Here is a 16,007-nt window from a genome sequence, read left to right as displayed (position 1 = left end):
CGGGCGTGCGGCGGACCGGATCACGGGGACGGACTCGCTCACGCGGCGAGCACCTTGGACTTGGCCTTCTCGTACTCGGCGTCGGTGATGTCGCCGTGGTCGTGCAGGCCGGCGAGCTTGGCCAGTTCGTCCGCCTTGTTGGCCCGGGGCGCCGCGGTCTCGCCCGCCGCCTGCTGCACATAGGAACGGAACCGCTGTTCCCGGGCCTGCGCCTGCTGCACGTCCCGCCTGCCCATGCCCTTGCCCCGGGCGATCAGATAGACGAAGACGCCCAGGTAGGGCAGTACACAGACGAGGAGGGTCCAGCCCGCCTTGCCCCACCCGCCGAGCTTGTCGTCGCGGAAGATGTCGCCGATGACCCTGAACAGGAGCATGAACCACAGCACCCACAGGAAGAACCACATCATGGTGAGGAACGCGTCGAGCAGGGGGTAGTCGGACATGTTGACCTCCGATGGCCACAGCCGGGTGGTGTTGACGGCACCACGTTCCACCGGGACGGCGGACGGCGGATCACCCGGTACGGGTGGCCTCACGGACGGCACGGTGGCCGCATCCTCACAGCAGGAGCCCGTTCGACCCGCGCACCACGTGGTCGGCATGCGGCCAGGAGGCAGAGCCATGGCAACGGATCTCGTTCCCGGGACTGCGGACCTCGCGGATGCCCTGGCGGCCGTGGAGGCCGCCTACGGTGAGCTGAACGCCGGCGACGGCGCCGATGAGCGATCCCTGGAGCGACTCCACCACTGCGCCGAGAAACTGGCCGAGGCGACCGCCCGGCACGGGCACCGTCCCGGAGCGATCCGGCTCGACGAGCCGTGGAACCTGCCGGAGCGGCTGCGTCACCGCTACGTCGCGGCGGATCACGGGGCGCACTGGATCATGCGGCACTGCCACTGAGGTGTCGACGGCCCCGCAGGGGGTTCTCCTGCCTCGATCACGCATCGCCCGTCACGCGTGGTCCACCCCGGCCCTGGCACCCACCGGGAACGCCGAGGCGGTGTGACACGGCGCGCGCGAACGGCGCCGGGCTCATACGGTGATCGCGTGGAGCTTGAGCCGTGGCACACGCGAGGTCCCGTCACCACGCCCCGCGTCAGGCGCCTGGCCGCGTTCCTGAGCCCGGCCGTGGCGGTGGCGACGATGGCGGCGGCGGTCGGACTCGGCCTGGGACTGCCGCGCTGGGAGGACTCCCTCCCCCAAGTCGGTCTGGCCTACGACCCGGGAACCGCTGCGACGACCCTGGCCGCCATCGCGGGCGGCATGATCACCCTGTCCGGGTTCGTCATCACCGCGGTCACCCTGGTCATCCAGACCGTGCAGAACATGTCTCCCCGGCTGATCGGGGTCATCGGCCACTTCCGCCGGTCGCTGGCCGTCGTGGGGCTGGTGACCGGCACCGCGGTGTACGCACTGGTCGTACTGGCCCAGATCCGGCCCGACGAGACACCTCGGCTGTCCGTGACGGTGGCCGTCGCCCTGGTGGTCGTCGACACGGCCGTACTGCTGCAGAGCCTCACCGGGCTCCGGCACCTGGTGACCGGCGGTGGGCTCGCCCGGGCGGTGGGCGAGCTCATGGCCGCGTCGATCGACGCCGCGCACCCGCCCGGCGGCACGGCGGTGGCTTCGGGCGCGGCGGACGGCTGGGCCTCCGGATCGGGGGTTCCGTTGGTGCACACCGGGCGGCCGGGTTTCGTCCGGAGCGTCGGCTGCTGCGCATCGCGACGGACCGGGACGCTCGTGTCTCGCTCACTGTCGGTCCCGGGGACCACGTCGGTGAAGGCGCGGTCCTGGGGTATGTGCACGGGCCGGCGGCCTCGCACGGACCGCGTCCCGTCCCCCTGCGCCGCCTGGCGTCCTGCGTACGCGTGGACCGTGTCCGCACCATCGGCCAGGACCCGGCGTACGGCCTCCGGCTCCTGGCCGACATCGCGATCCGCGCGCTCTCACCGGCCGTCAACGACCCCACGACCGCCGTGCAGGCACTGGACCAGATCGAGGAGACCCTCCTACGCCTCGTCACGCGTCCGCTCGGCGTGACCTTGGTGACCGACGCCGACGGGACACCCCGTCTGCGCCGGTCGGCCCCGGGATGGCTCGGGCTGGTGAGCCTGGCGCTGGACGAGATCCTCGACTACGGGTCGGCGTCGTTGCAGGTCGTACGGCGGGTACGCGTGCTGCTCGACACCGTCGCCGCGGTCGCCCCGGACCACCGGCGAGCCCCGCTGGCCGAACGCCTCGCGCTGATGAACCGCCTCGCCCGCACCTTCCGGGATCCGCTGCTCGTCGCGGTGGCGGAGGGTGCGGACCGGCAGGGACTCGGCGGAGCCGGGGCCCCGTCGAACCCTCGCTAGCCGTTCTGGTCCTTCCGCTGGACCACGCACAGCGCCCAGATGACGAACCCGTACAAGGCGATCAGGGTGAGCGACCAGACGGGGTAGTAGGGGATGGAGAGGAAGTTGGCGATGATCAGCAGCGCCGCGATGCCCACCCCGACGACTCTCGCCCAGGTGGCCGACGCGAACAGGCCGAGGCCCACGACCATGGCGATCACGCCGAGCGACAGCTGGATCCAGCCCCAGCTCGTCAGGTCGAACTTGAAGACGTAGTTGGGGGTGTTGACGAAGACCTCGTCCTGGGCGATCGCCATGATGCCCCGGAACAGGTCCAGGGTGCCGGCGACGAACAGCATCACTGCGGCGAACAGTGTGAGTCCGGTGGCGGCGGTCTGAACCCCCGGTGAGCGGTGGTGGATGGTGGTGGCCATTGCGGGACCTCCGTTCCTCGTACGGCTGCAGCCCGCAGCCGCTCGTTTCAGAGCCTCCACCCGGTCGGCCGGTGCGTCGTCACCCGGGAAGGGTGACCGGTGCTGGGGGGCGACCGGGACTCAGGCGGCCATGGCGGTGACCCGGTCGGCCTGCACCGCCTCGGCGAAGACCTCGTAGTCGCGCTCGTTCTGGTCGGCGTACGCCTCCGCGAACTCGACCATGGCGCGGTCGAAGGCACCGCCGGTTCCGAGGTAGGCGGCGATGGCGACCGGATCGCCCGAACGGGCGTGGGCGCGGGCCAGCGAGCCGCCGCACAGGCCCGCGTACAGGCGCAGCATGGCGGGCGTCATGGTCTCGGGCCGTGGCGTGCCCTTCCAGTCACGCAGCTGCCTGACGTAGAAGTCGCGCAGCCTGCCGTCCATGCCCGTGACGCGCTCCCAGCCCAGGAAGATGTCGCTGTTCGCCTGCATCAGCCGCTGCCCGGCGACGACCCGCTTGCCCTGGTTGTCGTACCGGCCCGGGCCGCAGTACGGAGCTAGGACCGACTCTCCGGCCTCCTTGGCCTGCAGCAGCAGTGGATCGTCTTCGTCCCTGCCCAACATGAGGACGATCCAGCAACGGGTCCCCACGCTGCCGACCCCCACCACCTTGCGCGCCACGTCGACAAGGCGGAAGCGTTCCAGCAGGTATCGACGCTCGGAGGACAGGCTGCGCCCGTAGTTGGCGATCAGCGCGCGCACGGGCCCTCCGAGCTCCTCGTACTCGGTGCCCGGAGTCAGATCGCCGAGCGGGGTGATGAGGGGTGGGTCGGCGACGATCCGGAGCTCGCCGTCGACCACGCGGGTGAGCTTGTCGAACGCCTGGAGGCTGTCCCGGGTACGGGCCTTGGCCAGGGCCCGGGACGTCCGTCGGCGTGTCTTCTTGTCCGGCAGCAGTACGTGAAGCCGGTCGGCGTCGTCCTGGGCGTACCAGATGTCCAGCGTGCGCATGCCGGAGAACCGCTGCATCCGCTCCCGGTACGTCCGCACCGCCTCGGTGACGACGGCGGCGCGCTGGTCGTAGTCCAGGCCGTTGGCGCGGCCGGCGACGGCGAAGCTGGCGGTCAGCCGCTTGACGTCCCATTCGAAGGGGCCCGGCAGTGTCTCGTCGAAGTCGTTGATGTCGAAGACCAGGTGCCGTTCGGGCGAGGCGAACAGGCCGAAGTTCAGCAGGTGGGCGTCGCCGCACAGCTGGGTCGTGATGCCTGTGTGAGGCGCCTGGCCGAGGTCGGCGGCCATGATCGCGGCGGCCCCCCGGAAGAACCGGAAGGGCGACTCCACCATCCGGCCGTACCGGATCGGCACCAGCTCGGGCACCCGTGTGGCGGCCTGCTGCTCCAGAACGCCGACGGGATCGGGCCGCCGCCCGGCCGGGACGAACCCGGCGTGGCTCGACCGGGGTGCGGCGGAACGGGCCGCCCTGCCCCGCGCCACGCGATCGGCCACGGTGAGGCGGCCGCTGACCTGATATGTCGTTGTCATCGCGACCTCCCTGTCGCACGCGTCTCCACATCCGGCAGGCGGCGCATCTCGTCGACGCGCAGTCCCAGGTTCCGGAAACGCAGGAGCAGTCCGTACAGATGCGCCTCGTCCGTCACCGAGCCGATGAAGACCGTCTGTTCGGAACCGGTCTCCGTCGCCAGCTCCGGGAACGCCTCGGCCAGTGCCATGGAGACGCGACCGTCGACACGGAACTCGTAACGCATGCCGGCACCACCCTCACCCACCGCGCTGGGGACACTCTTCCTGGCATGCTGCCCGCCGTACGGCCGTGCCGGATCACCCGCCCGAGGTGACTGCACGACTTTCCGCGGGCCCGGACCCGGCGTCAGGCCGACCCACCGCCAACCGGTTGACCTCGGTGGCGGGTCGCGGCTCGATCGCCGCGGTCGCTGAAACGATGCGCCCATGGCATCCCGGGACCACAGCCCTGAAAGTCCGGCGACCGCACGACCGGTCCTGCTGACGCTCGCGGCCGGCCAATTCCTGATGGCCCTCGACAGCTCCGTCATGAACGTCTCCATCGCGACGGTGGCCGACGACGTGAACACGACGGTGACGGGAATCCAGGGCGCGATCACCGCCTACACCCTGATCATGGCGATGTTCATGATCCCGGGCGGTAAGGTCGGCGCGCTGATCGGCCACAAACGCGCGTTCATGATCGGCTGCGCCGTGTACGGGTGCGGCTCCCTGACCACGGCGCTGGCCCCGAACCTGCCGGTCCTCCTGTTCGGCTGGGCACTCCTGGAGGGCCTCGGGGCGGCGCTCATCCTGCCCGCGATCGTGGCGCTCGTCGCCGCCAACTTCGGCGTCGAACGCCGGCCCGCCGCATACGGACTCGTCACGGCCGCGGGAGCCGTGGCGATCGCCCTCGGGCCGCTCATCGGAGGTGTCGCGACCACGTACTTCTCCTGGCGCTGGGTGTTCGCCGGCGAAGTCGTGATCGTGCTCGGCATCCTGGCCCTCGGCCGCCGTATCGCCGACGCACCGGCCGAAAGCCACCCCCGCATCGACCTCGTCGGCGCGGCACTCTCCGCTCTCGGACTCGGGATCTTCGTCTACGGCGTACTCCGCTCGGACGAGTGGGGCTGGTTCCAGCCGAAGCCCGACGCACCCTCCTGGCTGGGGGTCTCACTGGTCGTCTGGCTGATGCTGCTCGGGCTGATCCTGATCTGGCTGTTCCTCCGCTGGGAGGCGCGGCTCGTGGAGCGGCGCAGGGAACCACTCGTGGATCCGGCACTCCTGCGGAACCGGCAGCTCACCGGCGGGCTGACGATGTTCTTCTTCCAGTACCTCGTCCAGATGGGCGTGTTCTTCGTCGTACCTCTCTATCTGTCGGTGGCCCTCGGCCTGTCCGCGCTCAAGACCGGCGCGCGCATCCTGCCGCTCTCGCTGACCCTGCTGGCCGCCGCGATCCTCATCCCGCGTTTCCTTCCGCATGTCTCACCGCGGCGGGTGGTGCGGCTCGGGATCCTGTCCCTGTTCGCCGGGGCGGTGGTCCTGATGGCCGCGCTCGACGCGGACGCGGGCGCGGAGGTCGTCACCGTTCCCCTCCTGCTGATCGGGCTCGGCATGGGCGCGCTGGCGTCCCAGCTCGGCTCGGTCACCGTGTCCGCGGTTCCGGACGAGCGGAGCGCGGAGGTCGGCGGCGTCCAGAACGCGGTCACCAACCTCGGCTCCTCGATCGGCACCGCACTCGCCGGGTCGATCCTGATCGCCGCGCTGACGAGTTCCTTCATCAGCAGCATCGAGCAGAACCCGGATGTCCCGGAGCGCGTGAAGAGCACGGCGAGTGTCGAACTCCAAAGCGGCGTGCCCTTCCTGTCGGACGCCCAGCTCAAGGCGGCTCTGGACAAGGAGGGCACGAGCGCGGACGTCACGCAGGCGGCGCTCGACGCGAACTCCGCCGCGAGGCTCGACGGCCTGCGCGCCGCACTGGCGATCCTCGCCCTCACCTCGCTGCTCGCGATGTTCTTCACCCACCGGATCCCGACGACCCAGCCCCGCTCGAAGTCGTAACAGGCCGCCGGACACCCCTCCGGTCGTCCGGGCGGGCCTCCGCGGCCGGCGGACGACGGGTCCACCGGCCGGTTCGCGTCAGTTCGGGAGGCCCTCCGGATCCGTTGCCCAGGTCGTGTTCGGGTCGGTGGCCAGCCGGAAGTCCAGCCTCCCGCCCTTCAGGGTCAGGGCCGCGCCGGTCCATGAGCGGGTGAGAGTGCGGCCGTCGAGACGTACGGCGTCGACGTACGCGTGGGTGTCGTCCGCTTCGGGTGCGGTGATGACGATGTCCGTGCGCCCCGGACGGTCCACGACCGCCTTCGGGAAGAGCGGCGCACCGAGCAGCAGGTCGGCGCTGCCCGGGGTGCGCGGATAGATGCCGAGAGCCGAGAGGACGTACCAGGCGGACATGGTGCCGAGGTCATCGTTGCCGGGCAGGCCCTTGGGGCCGGTGCCGTACGCGGTGTCGAGGATCTGGCGGACCGTCGCCTGTGCCTTCCAGGGTTGGCCGAGGGAGTTGTACAGCCACGGGGCGTGGATGTCGGGTTCGTTGGTCGGGTCGTAGCGCAGCGCGTCGCCGCCCCGGACCGACCATGCCCCGTCGGCCGTGTGGAAGAAGCCGTCGAGGCGGGAGACCGCCGTCCCGCGTCCGCCCATCGCTTCGGCGAGGCCCTGCACGTCCTGCGGGACCATCCACACGTAGGCGGCGGCCGAGCCCTGTGCGAAGCCGAGGTCGCTCCCCGGGTTGAAGGGGGTCACCCAGGAGCCGTCGAGACTGCGGGCCTGGATGTAGCCGGTGGCGGGGTTGAAGACGTTGCGCCAGTAGGCACCTCGCGCTGCGAAGTCCTTCGCCTCCTCCGCGCGCCCCAGCAGTTTCGCCCACTGCGCGAGGGCGGAGTCGGCGACCGCGTCCTCCAGGGTCTCGGCGGCGCCTCCCCAGCAGTGGCAGGCGTCCTGGGCGGCGTAGTGGGAGGTCATGTACTGGGCCAGGTTGGGCCGTTGGCCCACGCACTGGCCGGGGCAGCCGGCGTCCGAGAGTTCGTCCGGGTTGGGCACGGCGGCCTGGTGGACGAGGGAGTCGAAGGCGCCCCGGTAGTCGAAGTTGCGTACGCCCATGGCGTAGAAGGTGGCCAGGGTCGCGGCGGACGGGTCTCCGGTCATGACGTGCGTGGCGCCGCTGATGTGCACCCAGCGGTCCCAGACTCCGCCGTTCTGCCGGGCGAAGTTGTACAGCGATTGAGCGAAGTCGCCCGCGACGGTGGGCTCCAGGAGGGCCAGCAGCTGGATCTGGGCGCGGTACTGGTCCCAGCCGGAGAAGTTGCTGTACTGCGCCCGCTGCCCGCGTGCCAGCCGGTGGACGGCCTGGTCCATGCCCCAGTAGCGGCCGTCGGTGTCGCTGATCAGGTTGGGTTGCATCAGGGCGTGACAGAGCGCCGTGTAGAAGGTCTGGCGGCGGGCGGGGGTGCCGCCGTCGACGCGTACGGTGCTCAACTCGCGGTCCCACGCGCGGGCGCCCGCCTCGGCGACGTCGGCCACGCGCGCGTGCGGGGCGATTTCCTGGCGGAGGTTGGTCTCGGCCCCGGCGAGGCTGACGTAGGAGATGCCGATCCGCATCCGGATATCGTTGTCAGAGGCCGTGTCGAAGCCGACCCAACCGCCGGAACCGCGTCCCGCACGGTCGGCGCCGGTGGCGTATCCCTCGCCTCCGGAGGCGGTCGTCGAGCCGGGTGACACCGTGCTGTCGTGCCAGGTGCCGACCGAGGAGAAGGCGCGGTCGAAGGAGGCGCTGAAGTAGAGCCGGTAGTAGCTCTTGCGGTTGTTGACGCCACCGTTGGCGCGGCGTCCGCAGAAGGCGCCGGTGAGGACCCAGCCGGTCACCTTGCGGTGGGCGGTGTCGATGTCGACGTGGGCGTCCGCGCTGCCGTTGAGGGAGTTTGGAGACGCGGAAGAGCAGGCTCGCCGGTCGGTCGGCGGGGAAGGCGAAGTCGGCAACTCCGGCGCGCTTGCCGACGGCCAGGTCGGCGGTGGCGCCGGAGGCGAGGCCGAGGGTGTAGCGGCCGGGGGTGGCCTTCTCGTCGGCGTGCGAGAAGTCGGACGCGTAGACGGCGTCCTTGGTGTCCGCGGACGGTGACGAGGTGACGTCGCCGACGAACGGCATGATCGGTACGTCGCCCGCCGCGCCGGGGTTGCACCCGGCGCCGTTGACGTGGGTGAGGCTCAGGCCGCGGATGCGGGTGGCGCCGTACTCGTAGCCGTTGGCGGCGCCCGTGCTCGTCTGGTCGCCGGTGGTGCTGGTCGGGGACCAGGCGATCATGCCGCCCGGGAGGGTGGCGCCGGGGTAGGTGTTGCCGCCGTTGGAGGATCCGATCAGCGGGTCGACGAGGGAGGACAATTCGCCGGAGGTGCCGGTCGCCTCGGCGAGGACGGGGAAGGGGGCGGCTGCGGCGAGCGCGGTCGTGACCGCCGCGGCCGCGACTCCGACGCCGAACCGCCTTGCCGTGCCCAGTAGTTGGTGACGCATGCGTCAAGTCGCCTTTCGGGGAAGGGACATGGGACCGAAGTGAAAGGCCGAAGGAGGCCGTCGCGAGGCTAGGAGGCCGCACGACGGGAGGGAAGGGGCACCCGGGTACGGGTGATGAAGTGCGGGTGAACGCTTCGCCGTGCGCTTAAGTGGCCCTTAAGCACGGGTTAAGCCGTCCGCATTGTTGTGTTCTCGCAGGTCAGCGCGGTGGTGACTTCTCCCCGACCCGTTGGCCGAGGCAGCGGTCCTGCGTAACATCGGGCCCGGCGGCGGTGCCGACGCTCGCTGTGAGAGCGCTCTCAATGCGTCGGCACCGTCCGTTCCGCACAGCCCGACTCGCTCGGAGGCCCCCCACATGACTCCCCCGGCTCCCCGCCATCAGCGCACGCTCGGCCGTCGCAAGCTGCTCTTCGCGCTCGGTGGCGCGGCGGTGGCCGCTCCCGCACTCGCCGCGCTGGCACCGCACGCTCTCGCGGACACCAAGTCCATGGAGACGGAGGCCGATCAGGCGGGCGGGCTGCCGTTGACGCTGGTCAACAACAGCGGTTCGTTCGACAACGCGAGCATGCACGTCTACATCGTCGGCAATGTCGACGGCACTCAGGTGCGGGTCGCTCCCGACGGGACACTGGTGCCGATAGCGCTCTCGGACAACGGTGCCGACGGTTTCACGGACTACGCGATCAGTCTCAACTCCGTTTCGGAGACGACGATTTCACTCCCCTACCTGTCGGGCCGCATCTACGTCTCCCTCGGCGCGAAGCTCAGGTTCAGGGCCGTGGCGGACGGCAACGGCAATCCGGCGCTCCAGTACCCGGCCGGCTGGGTCGCCTCCGACCCCAACTACCAAGTCCTGCACGACTGCGCAGAGTTCACGCACAACGCGTCGGGCATGTTCTGCAACACGACGATGGTCGACATGTTCAGCGTGCCGTTGAGCATCCGGCTGACCGGCGCGCAGGACCGGACGACGGGCACGCTGCGCGACGGCGGGCGGGCCTCGGTGTTCGACGCGGTGCGGCAGGTCGAGGCGTTCGCCCCGCTGGTCGTGGGCGACACCCGGGTCATCGCACCCGGGCACGGGCTGGACGCGGGCCTGTTCGCGGCGGACTACTTCGCGCCGTACATCGACGAGGTGTGGAGCACCTACACCGGCAAGGACCTCACCGTCACCACCAACGCGGGCGCCTTCACCGGGCGGGTGCGCGCCGACCGCTTCGCCTTCAGCGGACCCGCCCCGGTCTCCTTCGCGAAACCGTCGACCAGGGACGTACTGTTCTGCGACGGCAACCTGGCCGCCCCGAACGACGGCACCACGGGCCCGGTCGCGGCCGTGCTCGGCGCGGGCTTCAACCGCACCACGCTCCTGTCGGACCCCGCCCAACCGACCGCCGACGCCTCGGCGTTCTACCGCACCGACCTCACGAACCACTACGCGAAGTCGGTGCACGCGGCCACCGCCGACGGCCGGGCCTACGGCTTCGCCTTCGACGACGTGGCGGACTTCGCGTCGTACGTCCAGGACACGGCACCGACGGGGATACGGCTGACGCTCACGCCGTTCTGAGGCCGGAGAGGGCGGGAGCGCGGTCCCCGCCCTCTCCCGTTCCGTGTCGCTCAGTTCGGCCGTCGCATGCACCGACGCCACCACGCCAGGCCCGCGCCGATCAGCAGGATGCCCGCGGCGCCCGGCGCCACCGACCCGGCGATCAGGCCGGTGCTGCTCCTGCCGTCGACGGAGTCGGCCGGCCGCAGGGCGTTGCCCACCTGGTCGCGGACGCTGTTGCCGCCGGACGTGCCTTAGGCGAGCGGGCCTCGCGAACCGGCGACGGGTTCGGCCACGTACGGGAAGGAATCGCCGAACTTCTGGTCGTTGGCGTCGACCGCGTCGCCCAAGTCGTTGTTGGAACCGACCAGTTCACCCTCGACGGCCTGCAGCGAGATGTCCACCACGTCGTCGGTGAGCCGGCGTCCGTTCGGGAAGCCCGCGTTGTCGTCGTCGAGCACGCCGAGTCGCTTCGGGTGCGCGGTCGGCTTGATCGAGGTGTTCAGTCGCAGCATCTCCGCCGGTCGCACGTTCGGCGGATGGTTGAGGCCCTTGACGCCCTTCAGGTAGACATCGACGAGACCGGTGCGCGCTTCGGCGGGCGCCTTGATCCGGTAGATGGCCTGGAGGAGTTTCGGCAGCTCGGGATTGGTCACGTTCTTCAGGAACCGGCTGTCGTTCCACGGCGAGGACGCGTTGAACCTGTCCTTGTCCTTCAGCGGGTTGGCGACCTCATTGACGAGCGGGTTGCCCAGCCGCGAGATCTGCTCGTAGTCGCCCTGGGCGTTCTTCCTCCGGGCGGTCGACCAGATGCCGACGGCCAGCTGCTGCTTCGACTCGGTGATCATGTCGGTGGGCAGTTGCAGCGCGATCGAGTTGACGTTGTAGCCCTTGAGGGTGTCGTTGCCGACCTCGGAGAGGTTGCCGCCGTACAGCAGGTCGAAGACGCGCGGGTCCAGGAAGAACGGGTCGTCCGCCTGACCGGCGAACGTCCGCCCTCCGTGGGCGAGTTGACGGACCGCCTGCCTGCGCAGCGTGCCGTAGTCCGGCATCGACGCCTTGCCGACGTTCGACGGAGCCACCGATACGTCGTCGGCGAGCTTCGTCTTCGACACGGGACTCTGGGTGTGCAGCTTGGGCAGGTCGATGTCGTAGGTCTGCGTGACGTTCAGGTCCGGGTCGTCCGGGCTGGTGACGGGGCCCGTGTTGTACAGGAACGTCTTCTTGTTCTTCGTGTGCGTCTTGAAGGTGTGGCGCAGCAGCAATTCACCGTGCGCGTCACCGTTGTTGTCGATGTGGATGTCGTACTGGGCGTCGTGCGCGAACGTGTAGAAGTTCGGGCCGCCCGCCGGGTCCTCGAACGGGATCCAGTTGGCGATGATCGTGGTCGTCTCCGGATCGTCCGGACTGACGAAGGCGTACACGTCCGTGTTGTCGCACTTGGGGTGCCCCGAGATCAGCGGGGCCTCCCGGTGACTGGAGGCGGAAGCCGCCCCCGGTTCCAGCGTGGTCATGCCGGCGGCTGGGAGTCCCCCGGCGGCCAGCGCACCTGCCATGAGGGTCGCGAGGCTCCTGCGTCCCGCACCGCTCCTGGCGATTTGGTGTCATACCGTCCGTCCTCCATGCCAACTTTCCTGACGCTCGAGGATTCGGAACGGCCACTGCTCGCGGATACCATCGATTTGCCGCTCGGCGTGCGGGGCCGGTCCCGTCGTAGGAGCGTGGTGGTGTGGGAAAGGTGCGGGGTCTGGTGGCGCGCCGGAACCGGGAGCCGGACCGGCGTGGCTGGCTGCGGGGTGCTCCGGCTCCCATGTGGGTGCGGGTGCTGCCGGGTGTGCTGGTGGTCGGTGTGGGCGTGGCGACGCTGGTCAGTCCGAATCGGCTGGACATCGGCTTCGTGCTGGGTGCCATTCCGCCGCTGGCCGGTCTGTCGTACGGCCCGGTGACGACCGTCCTCTTCGGCGGTCTCAGCGTCGCGCTGCTGACCGTGCCGGCCTTCCACCTCAACGATCCGGGCAGTACGGACCTGTTGACCATCTGCTTCGTCGCGTTGCTGAGCGTGTTCATCTCGTTCGTACGGAGTCGGCGCGACGCCCAGCTCGATCTGGAGCGCACGGTCGCCGAGGCCGCGCAGCGGGCCGTGGCGCCGCCGTTGCCGGAGCGGGTGGGGCGGGTGCGGTGTGCGGGGCTGTACCGGGCGGCGCAGCGCGGGACGCTGGTGGGGGGCGACTTCTTCGACGTACGGGACGGGCCGTTCGGGGTGCGGGCGGTGATGGGGGATGTGCAGGGGCACGGGCTGTCGGCCGTGGCGACGGTGGCTTCGCTGCTGGGGGCGTTCCGGGAGGCGGTGCTCGACCGGCCGGACCTGGAGTCGGTCGCCGCGCGGCTCGACCGCAGGCTCATGGTGGACTCCGCGCGTTCGCCGCACGCGGAGTTGTTCGCCACGGCCGTACTGCTGGAGTTCTCGGCGGACGCGCGGGCGGTGCGGATCGTGGCGTGCGGGCATCCGGCTCCGGTGGTGCTGCGGGAGGGGCGGGTCACGGAGATCGGCATCGTGCCGTGGACGCCGCTGGGTCTCGGTCTGGCCGACTCGGGCCCGCTCGGCGCCGTCACCGTGCCGCTGCTGGCCGGGGACCGGCTGTTCCTGGCGTCCGACGGAGTGTGGGAGGCACGGGACGCCTCCGGTGCCTTCTATCCGTTCACGGGACGGCTGGCGGCGCTCGCCGACGGGGACGCGGCCGACCTGGCGGAGCGGGTGTGGGCCGATGTGCTGCGGTACTCGGAGGAGATCCGGGACGACGTCACCATGCTCGTCCTGACGCCCGACGCCTGAGGCTCACGCCCCCTCGTGCTCACCCTCCGCGTCGATGTGGGGCAGGATCCGGTCCAGGAACCGGGGCGTCCACCACGCGTGCCGGCCCAGCAGGGTCATGACGGCGGGCACCATCAGCAGGCGTACGACCGTCGCGTCGATCAGCACACTCACGGCCAGGCCGAGGCCGAGCATCTTGACCACGATGTTGTCGCTGACGATGAACGCCGCGAAGACGCTGACCATGATCAGCGCTGCGCAGGTGATGACGCGCGCGGTGATCTCCAGGGCGTGGGCGACGGACGCCTCGGCGTCGCCGGTGCGCAGCCAGGCCTCGTGGACGCGGGAGAGCAGGAAGATCTCGTAGTCCATGCTCAGTCCGAAGATGATCGCGAACATCATCATCGGGACGTAGCTCTCGATGGGGACCTTGCCGGAGACGCCCAGTGCGGGGCCGCCCCAGCCCCACTGGAAGACGGCGACGACGACGCCGTAGGAGGCGGCGATCGAGAGCACGTTGAGGACGGCGGCCTTGAGGGCGACGAGGAGGCCGCGGAACACCGCGAGGATGATCAGGAAGGCCAGGGCGACGACCACGCCGATGATCAGGGGCAGCCGGCTGGACACGATGTCGCGGAAGTCGACCTGCGCGGCCGTGGTGCCGGTGACATAGCCCTTGGCGGAGGTGCCGGAGACCGAGTCCGGGAGGGTGTCGTGGACGAGGCGGTTGGTGAGGTCGGTGGTCGTGGCGCTCTGCGGGGACTCCTTGGAGTAGACCGTGCCGACCAGGACGTCCCCGTCCTTGGTGGCGGTCAGCGGGGTGACCTTGGCGGCGCCCCGCACCCCGTCGAGGGTCTTCTGCGCCTGGGTGGTGAGGTCCTGGCGCTGGGCGGACGGGACGGACGTCTGGTCGATGACGATGGTGAGCGGGCCGTTGGAGCCGGGCCCGAAGGCGTCGGTCATCAGGTCGTAGGCACGCCGGTCGGTGAACGAGGTGGGGTCGGCGCCGTCGCCGATGTGGCCGAGCTCGATCGAGAACACCGGGATCGCGAGGACGACGACGGTCGCGATGCCCGCGGCGAGGAAGGCCCACGGCCGGTGTTCCACGCGCTGTGCGTAGCGGTGCCAGGTGCCCGTGGGTTCGGTGCCCGGCTCGGCGTCGGTCTCGGCGACCGGGCGGCGCACCCGGTAGCGGTCGATCCGTTTCCCGGCGAGCCCGAGCAGGGCGGGTACGAGGGTGAGCGCGCCGACGACCGCAGACACGACCGTCACTGCGGCGGCGAGTCCGAGCTTCCCGATGAAGGGCACTCCGGACACGAACAGTCCGGCCAGCGCGATGATCACGGTGCAGCCCGAGACGAGGACGGCCCGTCCGCTGGTGGCCGTGGCCTGCCCCGCGGCGCGCACGGGATCGCTGCCGTTCATGAGGTTCTGCCGGTGACGGGTGATCAGGAACAGGGCGTAGTCGATGCCGACACCGAGTCCGATCATGGTCGCCAGGGTGGGCGACACCGTCGCGAAGGTGAAGGCCGCCGCCAGCAGTCCGAGGCAGGCGAGCCCTCCGATCACGCTGATCAGCGCGGTCACCAGGGGCATCGCGGCGGCGATCACACTGCCGAAGCCGATGAGCAGGACGACGATCGCCACGGCGAATCCGATCAGCTCGCTGACCCGGTCGTCGGCGGCGGGTCGGGCGAGTTCGCCGAGCGGTCCGCCGTACTCGACCTGGGCTCCGGCGGCGCGCAGCGGCTTCACGGAGTTGTCGACGCCGTGGAGGTAGCCGTCACCGAGGGTGGACGGCTGGACGTCGAAGCGGATGGTGATGTAGCCGGTCTTCGCGTCGGTCGACAAGGGTCCCACGTTCGGACCGGTGGACGTCGGTGGCTGCGTTCCGGGCTGCGGCAGCGGGTTCTGCACCGACAGGACGTGCGGGAGCTTCTGCAGATCGCCGACCGTCTCGGACATCTGCGAGCTCAGCGAGGTGAGCTGTTTGTCCTTGTCGTGCAGGACGATCTGGCTGCTGTAGCCCCCGGCCGCCGGATCGTGGTCTTTCAGGACCTGCAGACCGTGCTGGGACTGTACGCCGGACAGCGAGAAGTCGTCCGAATAGTCGCCCCCGAAGGACCTGTTGAGGACCTGGAGCGCGGCCAGCGCGACGAGCCAGGCCACTACGACGATCACGAAGTGCCGGGCGCACCACTCCCCCAGCCTTCTCAGCGCCCCCTTGGCTGCGCCCCCGCTGTCCCCTGCACTTGAATCCGTGGGCGTCATGACCTCGGCCTTTTCCGCCAGGGGACATTTCCGACACCCCCATTAGACGCCCGCGGGATCACTCCGGCATCTCGGGCCCGCGCTCTGCGGCGGTCATCCCACGTCCCACAGGAACCGGTGGGTATGGATGCCGAAGTACGGGAACGACTGGACGCGCCCGACCCCTTCGATCGGCCGCACGACGTCGTTGACGAAGTCCAGCAGGTCTCGCGGTCCCGGGGTGACCACTTCCGCGAACAGGTCGAAGCCGCCGGAGGTCAGCACGGAGTACACCACCTCGTCGCGCAGGGCGAGTTCGTCGGCGACCGTGCGCGGGTCGCCGTCAACCTCGATGCCGAGCAGGGCCATGGCCTGGCCGCCCATGGCCATCGGGTCGGTCACCCCGACGACCTGAACGGCCTTGGAATCCAAGAGGCGTTGGAGCCGCTGCCGGGCGGCCGACGCGGACAGGCCGACCTTCGGTCCGAGGTCGGAGTAGGCGATACGTCCGTCGGTCTGGAGCTCGCGCAGGATGGCCCGGTCGATGTCGTCCACGTGCTTGTTCTCCAAC

General features: G+C 70.3%; 11 protein-coding genes and 3 pseudogenes. 6 read left to right on the top strand and 8 right to left on the bottom strand.

Translation table 11 applies throughout. The annotated features are described in order from the left end of the window. Positions 1-38: 38 nt before the first annotated feature. Entirely contained in the window at positions 39-443 is a 405-nt protein-coding gene (locus AB0I51_RS36395) for an SHOCT domain-containing protein (RefSeq protein WP_362982660.1), read from the bottom strand. 178 nt (positions 444-621) lie between these two features. Between AB0I51_RS36395 and AB0I51_RS36390 the strand changes: the two genes are divergently transcribed. The 3 genes and pseudogenes from AB0I51_RS36390 (at position 622) to AB0I51_RS36380 (ending at position 2,354) form a co-directional block, all read left to right on the top strand. Beyond that, positions 622-900, top strand: coding sequence for a hypothetical protein (locus AB0I51_RS36390; RefSeq protein WP_362982659.1), 279 nt, complete (start codon positions 622-624; stop codon positions 898-900). Between the two features lie 243 nt (positions 901-1,143). Beyond that, a pseudogene (locus AB0I51_RS36385) lies at positions 1,144-1,593 on the top strand (DUF2254 family protein); the annotation flags it as partial. 50 nt (positions 1,594-1,643) lie between these two features. Next, positions 1,644-2,354, top strand: a complete 711-nt coding sequence (locus tag AB0I51_RS36380) for a DUF2254 family protein (RefSeq protein ID WP_362982683.1) — start codon at positions 1,644-1,646, stop codon at positions 2,352-2,354. Here the strand turns inward: AB0I51_RS36380 and AB0I51_RS36375 are convergent. The 3 genes from AB0I51_RS36375 to AB0I51_RS36365 form a co-directional block, all read right to left on the bottom strand. Then, positions 2,351-2,767, bottom strand: a complete 417-nt coding sequence (locus AB0I51_RS36375; RefSeq protein ID WP_362982658.1) for a hypothetical protein — start codon at positions 2,765-2,767, stop codon at positions 2,351-2,353. The two genes, AB0I51_RS36380 and AB0I51_RS36375, sit on opposite strands and share 4 nt — an antisense overlap. 120 nt (positions 2,768-2,887) lie before the next feature. Then, complete coding sequence (locus tag AB0I51_RS36370) at positions 2,888-4,288, bottom strand: DUF2252 domain-containing protein (RefSeq protein ID WP_362982657.1); 1,401 nt, start codon at positions 4,286-4,288, stop codon at positions 2,888-2,890. Continuing rightward, positions 4,285-4,512: a hypothetical protein gene (locus tag AB0I51_RS36365; RefSeq protein ID WP_362982656.1), complete on the bottom strand. Its 228-nt coding sequence runs from the start codon at positions 4,510-4,512 to the stop codon at positions 4,285-4,287. The genes AB0I51_RS36370 and AB0I51_RS36365 overlap by 4 nt, the downstream gene beginning before the upstream one ends. Before the next feature lie 202 nt (positions 4,513-4,714). Between AB0I51_RS36365 and AB0I51_RS36360 the strand changes: the two genes are divergently transcribed. After that, a complete protein-coding gene (locus tag AB0I51_RS36360; RefSeq protein WP_362982655.1) occupies positions 4,715-6,328 on the top strand; it encodes an MFS transporter in 1,614 nt (537 codons plus the stop codon). A gap of 78 nt (positions 6,329-6,406) precedes the next feature. Here the strand turns inward: AB0I51_RS36360 and AB0I51_RS36355 are convergent. Then, positions 6,407-8,828 (bottom strand): annotated as a pseudogene (locus tag AB0I51_RS36355) (GH92 family glycosyl hydrolase). Between the two features lie 355 nt (positions 8,829-9,183). Here AB0I51_RS36355 and AB0I51_RS36350 point away from each other — a divergent pair. Further along, a complete protein-coding gene (locus AB0I51_RS36350; protein ID WP_362982654.1) occupies positions 9,184-10,395 on the top strand; it encodes a beta-1,3-glucanase family protein in 1,212 nt (403 codons plus the stop codon). Positions 10,396-10,445: 50 nt separating this feature from the next. Here AB0I51_RS36350 and AB0I51_RS36345 read toward each other — a convergent pair. Then, positions 10,446-11,930 (bottom strand): annotated as a pseudogene (locus tag AB0I51_RS36345) (DUF4331 domain-containing protein). 254 nt (positions 11,931-12,184) lie between these two features. Here AB0I51_RS36345 and AB0I51_RS36340 point away from each other — a divergent pair. Continuing rightward, positions 12,185-13,207, top strand: coding sequence for a PP2C family protein-serine/threonine phosphatase (locus tag AB0I51_RS36340; RefSeq protein ID WP_362982682.1), 1,023 nt, complete (start codon positions 12,185-12,187; stop codon positions 13,205-13,207). A 3-nt stretch (positions 13,208-13,210) separates the two neighbouring features. Here AB0I51_RS36340 and AB0I51_RS36335 read toward each other — a convergent pair whose 3' ends face one another. Both AB0I51_RS36335 and AB0I51_RS36330 read right to left on the bottom strand, forming a co-directional pair. After that, complete coding sequence (locus AB0I51_RS36335) at positions 13,211-15,457, bottom strand: MMPL family transporter (protein ID WP_362982653.1); 2,247 nt, start codon at positions 15,455-15,457, stop codon at positions 13,211-13,213. Between the two features lie 93 nt (positions 15,458-15,550). Continuing rightward, entirely contained in the window at positions 15,551-15,991 is a 441-nt protein-coding gene (locus tag AB0I51_RS36330; protein ID WP_362982681.1) for an Lrp/AsnC family transcriptional regulator, read from the bottom strand. Between the last annotated feature and the right edge of the window lie 16 nt (positions 15,992-16,007).

It is taken from the genome of Streptomyces sp. NPDC050549, from assembly GCF_040655035.1.
Classification (GTDB): domain Bacteria; phylum Actinomycetota; class Actinomycetes; order Streptomycetales; family Streptomycetaceae; genus Streptomyces.
This window is presented reverse-complemented; position numbering and strand designations above follow the sequence as displayed.

Excerpts from the sequence above, each read along its gene's own strand:
- AB0I51_RS36395 (WP_362982660.1), bottom strand. The coding sequence starts at position 443 with ATGTCCGACTACCCCCTGCTCGACGCGTTCCTCACCATGATGTGGTTC.
- AB0I51_RS36390 (WP_362982659.1), top strand. The coding sequence starts at position 622 with ATGGCAACGGATCTCGTTCCCGGGACTGCGGACCTCGCGGATGCCCTG.
- AB0I51_RS36375 (WP_362982658.1), bottom strand. The coding sequence starts at position 2,767 with ATGGCCACCACCATCCACCACCGCTCACCGGGGGTTCAGACCGCCGCC.
- AB0I51_RS36370 (WP_362982657.1), bottom strand. The coding sequence starts at position 4,288 with ATGACAACGACATATCAGGTCAGCGGCCGCCTCACCGTGGCCGATCGC.
- AB0I51_RS36365 (WP_362982656.1), bottom strand. The coding sequence starts at position 4,512 with ATGCGTTACGAGTTCCGTGTCGACGGTCGCGTCTCCATGGCACTGGCC.
- AB0I51_RS36360 (WP_362982655.1), top strand. The coding sequence starts at position 4,715 with ATGGCATCCCGGGACCACAGCCCTGAAAGTCCGGCGACCGCACGACCG.
- AB0I51_RS36350 (WP_362982654.1), top strand. The coding sequence starts at position 9,184 with ATGACTCCCCCGGCTCCCCGCCATCAGCGCACGCTCGGCCGTCGCAAG.
- AB0I51_RS36340 (WP_362982682.1), top strand. The coding sequence starts at position 12,185 with ATGTGGGTGCGGGTGCTGCCGGGTGTGCTGGTGGTCGGTGTGGGCGTG.
- AB0I51_RS36335 (WP_362982653.1), bottom strand. The coding sequence starts at position 15,457 with ATGACGCCCACGGATTCAAGTGCAGGGGACAGCGGGGGCGCAGCCAAG.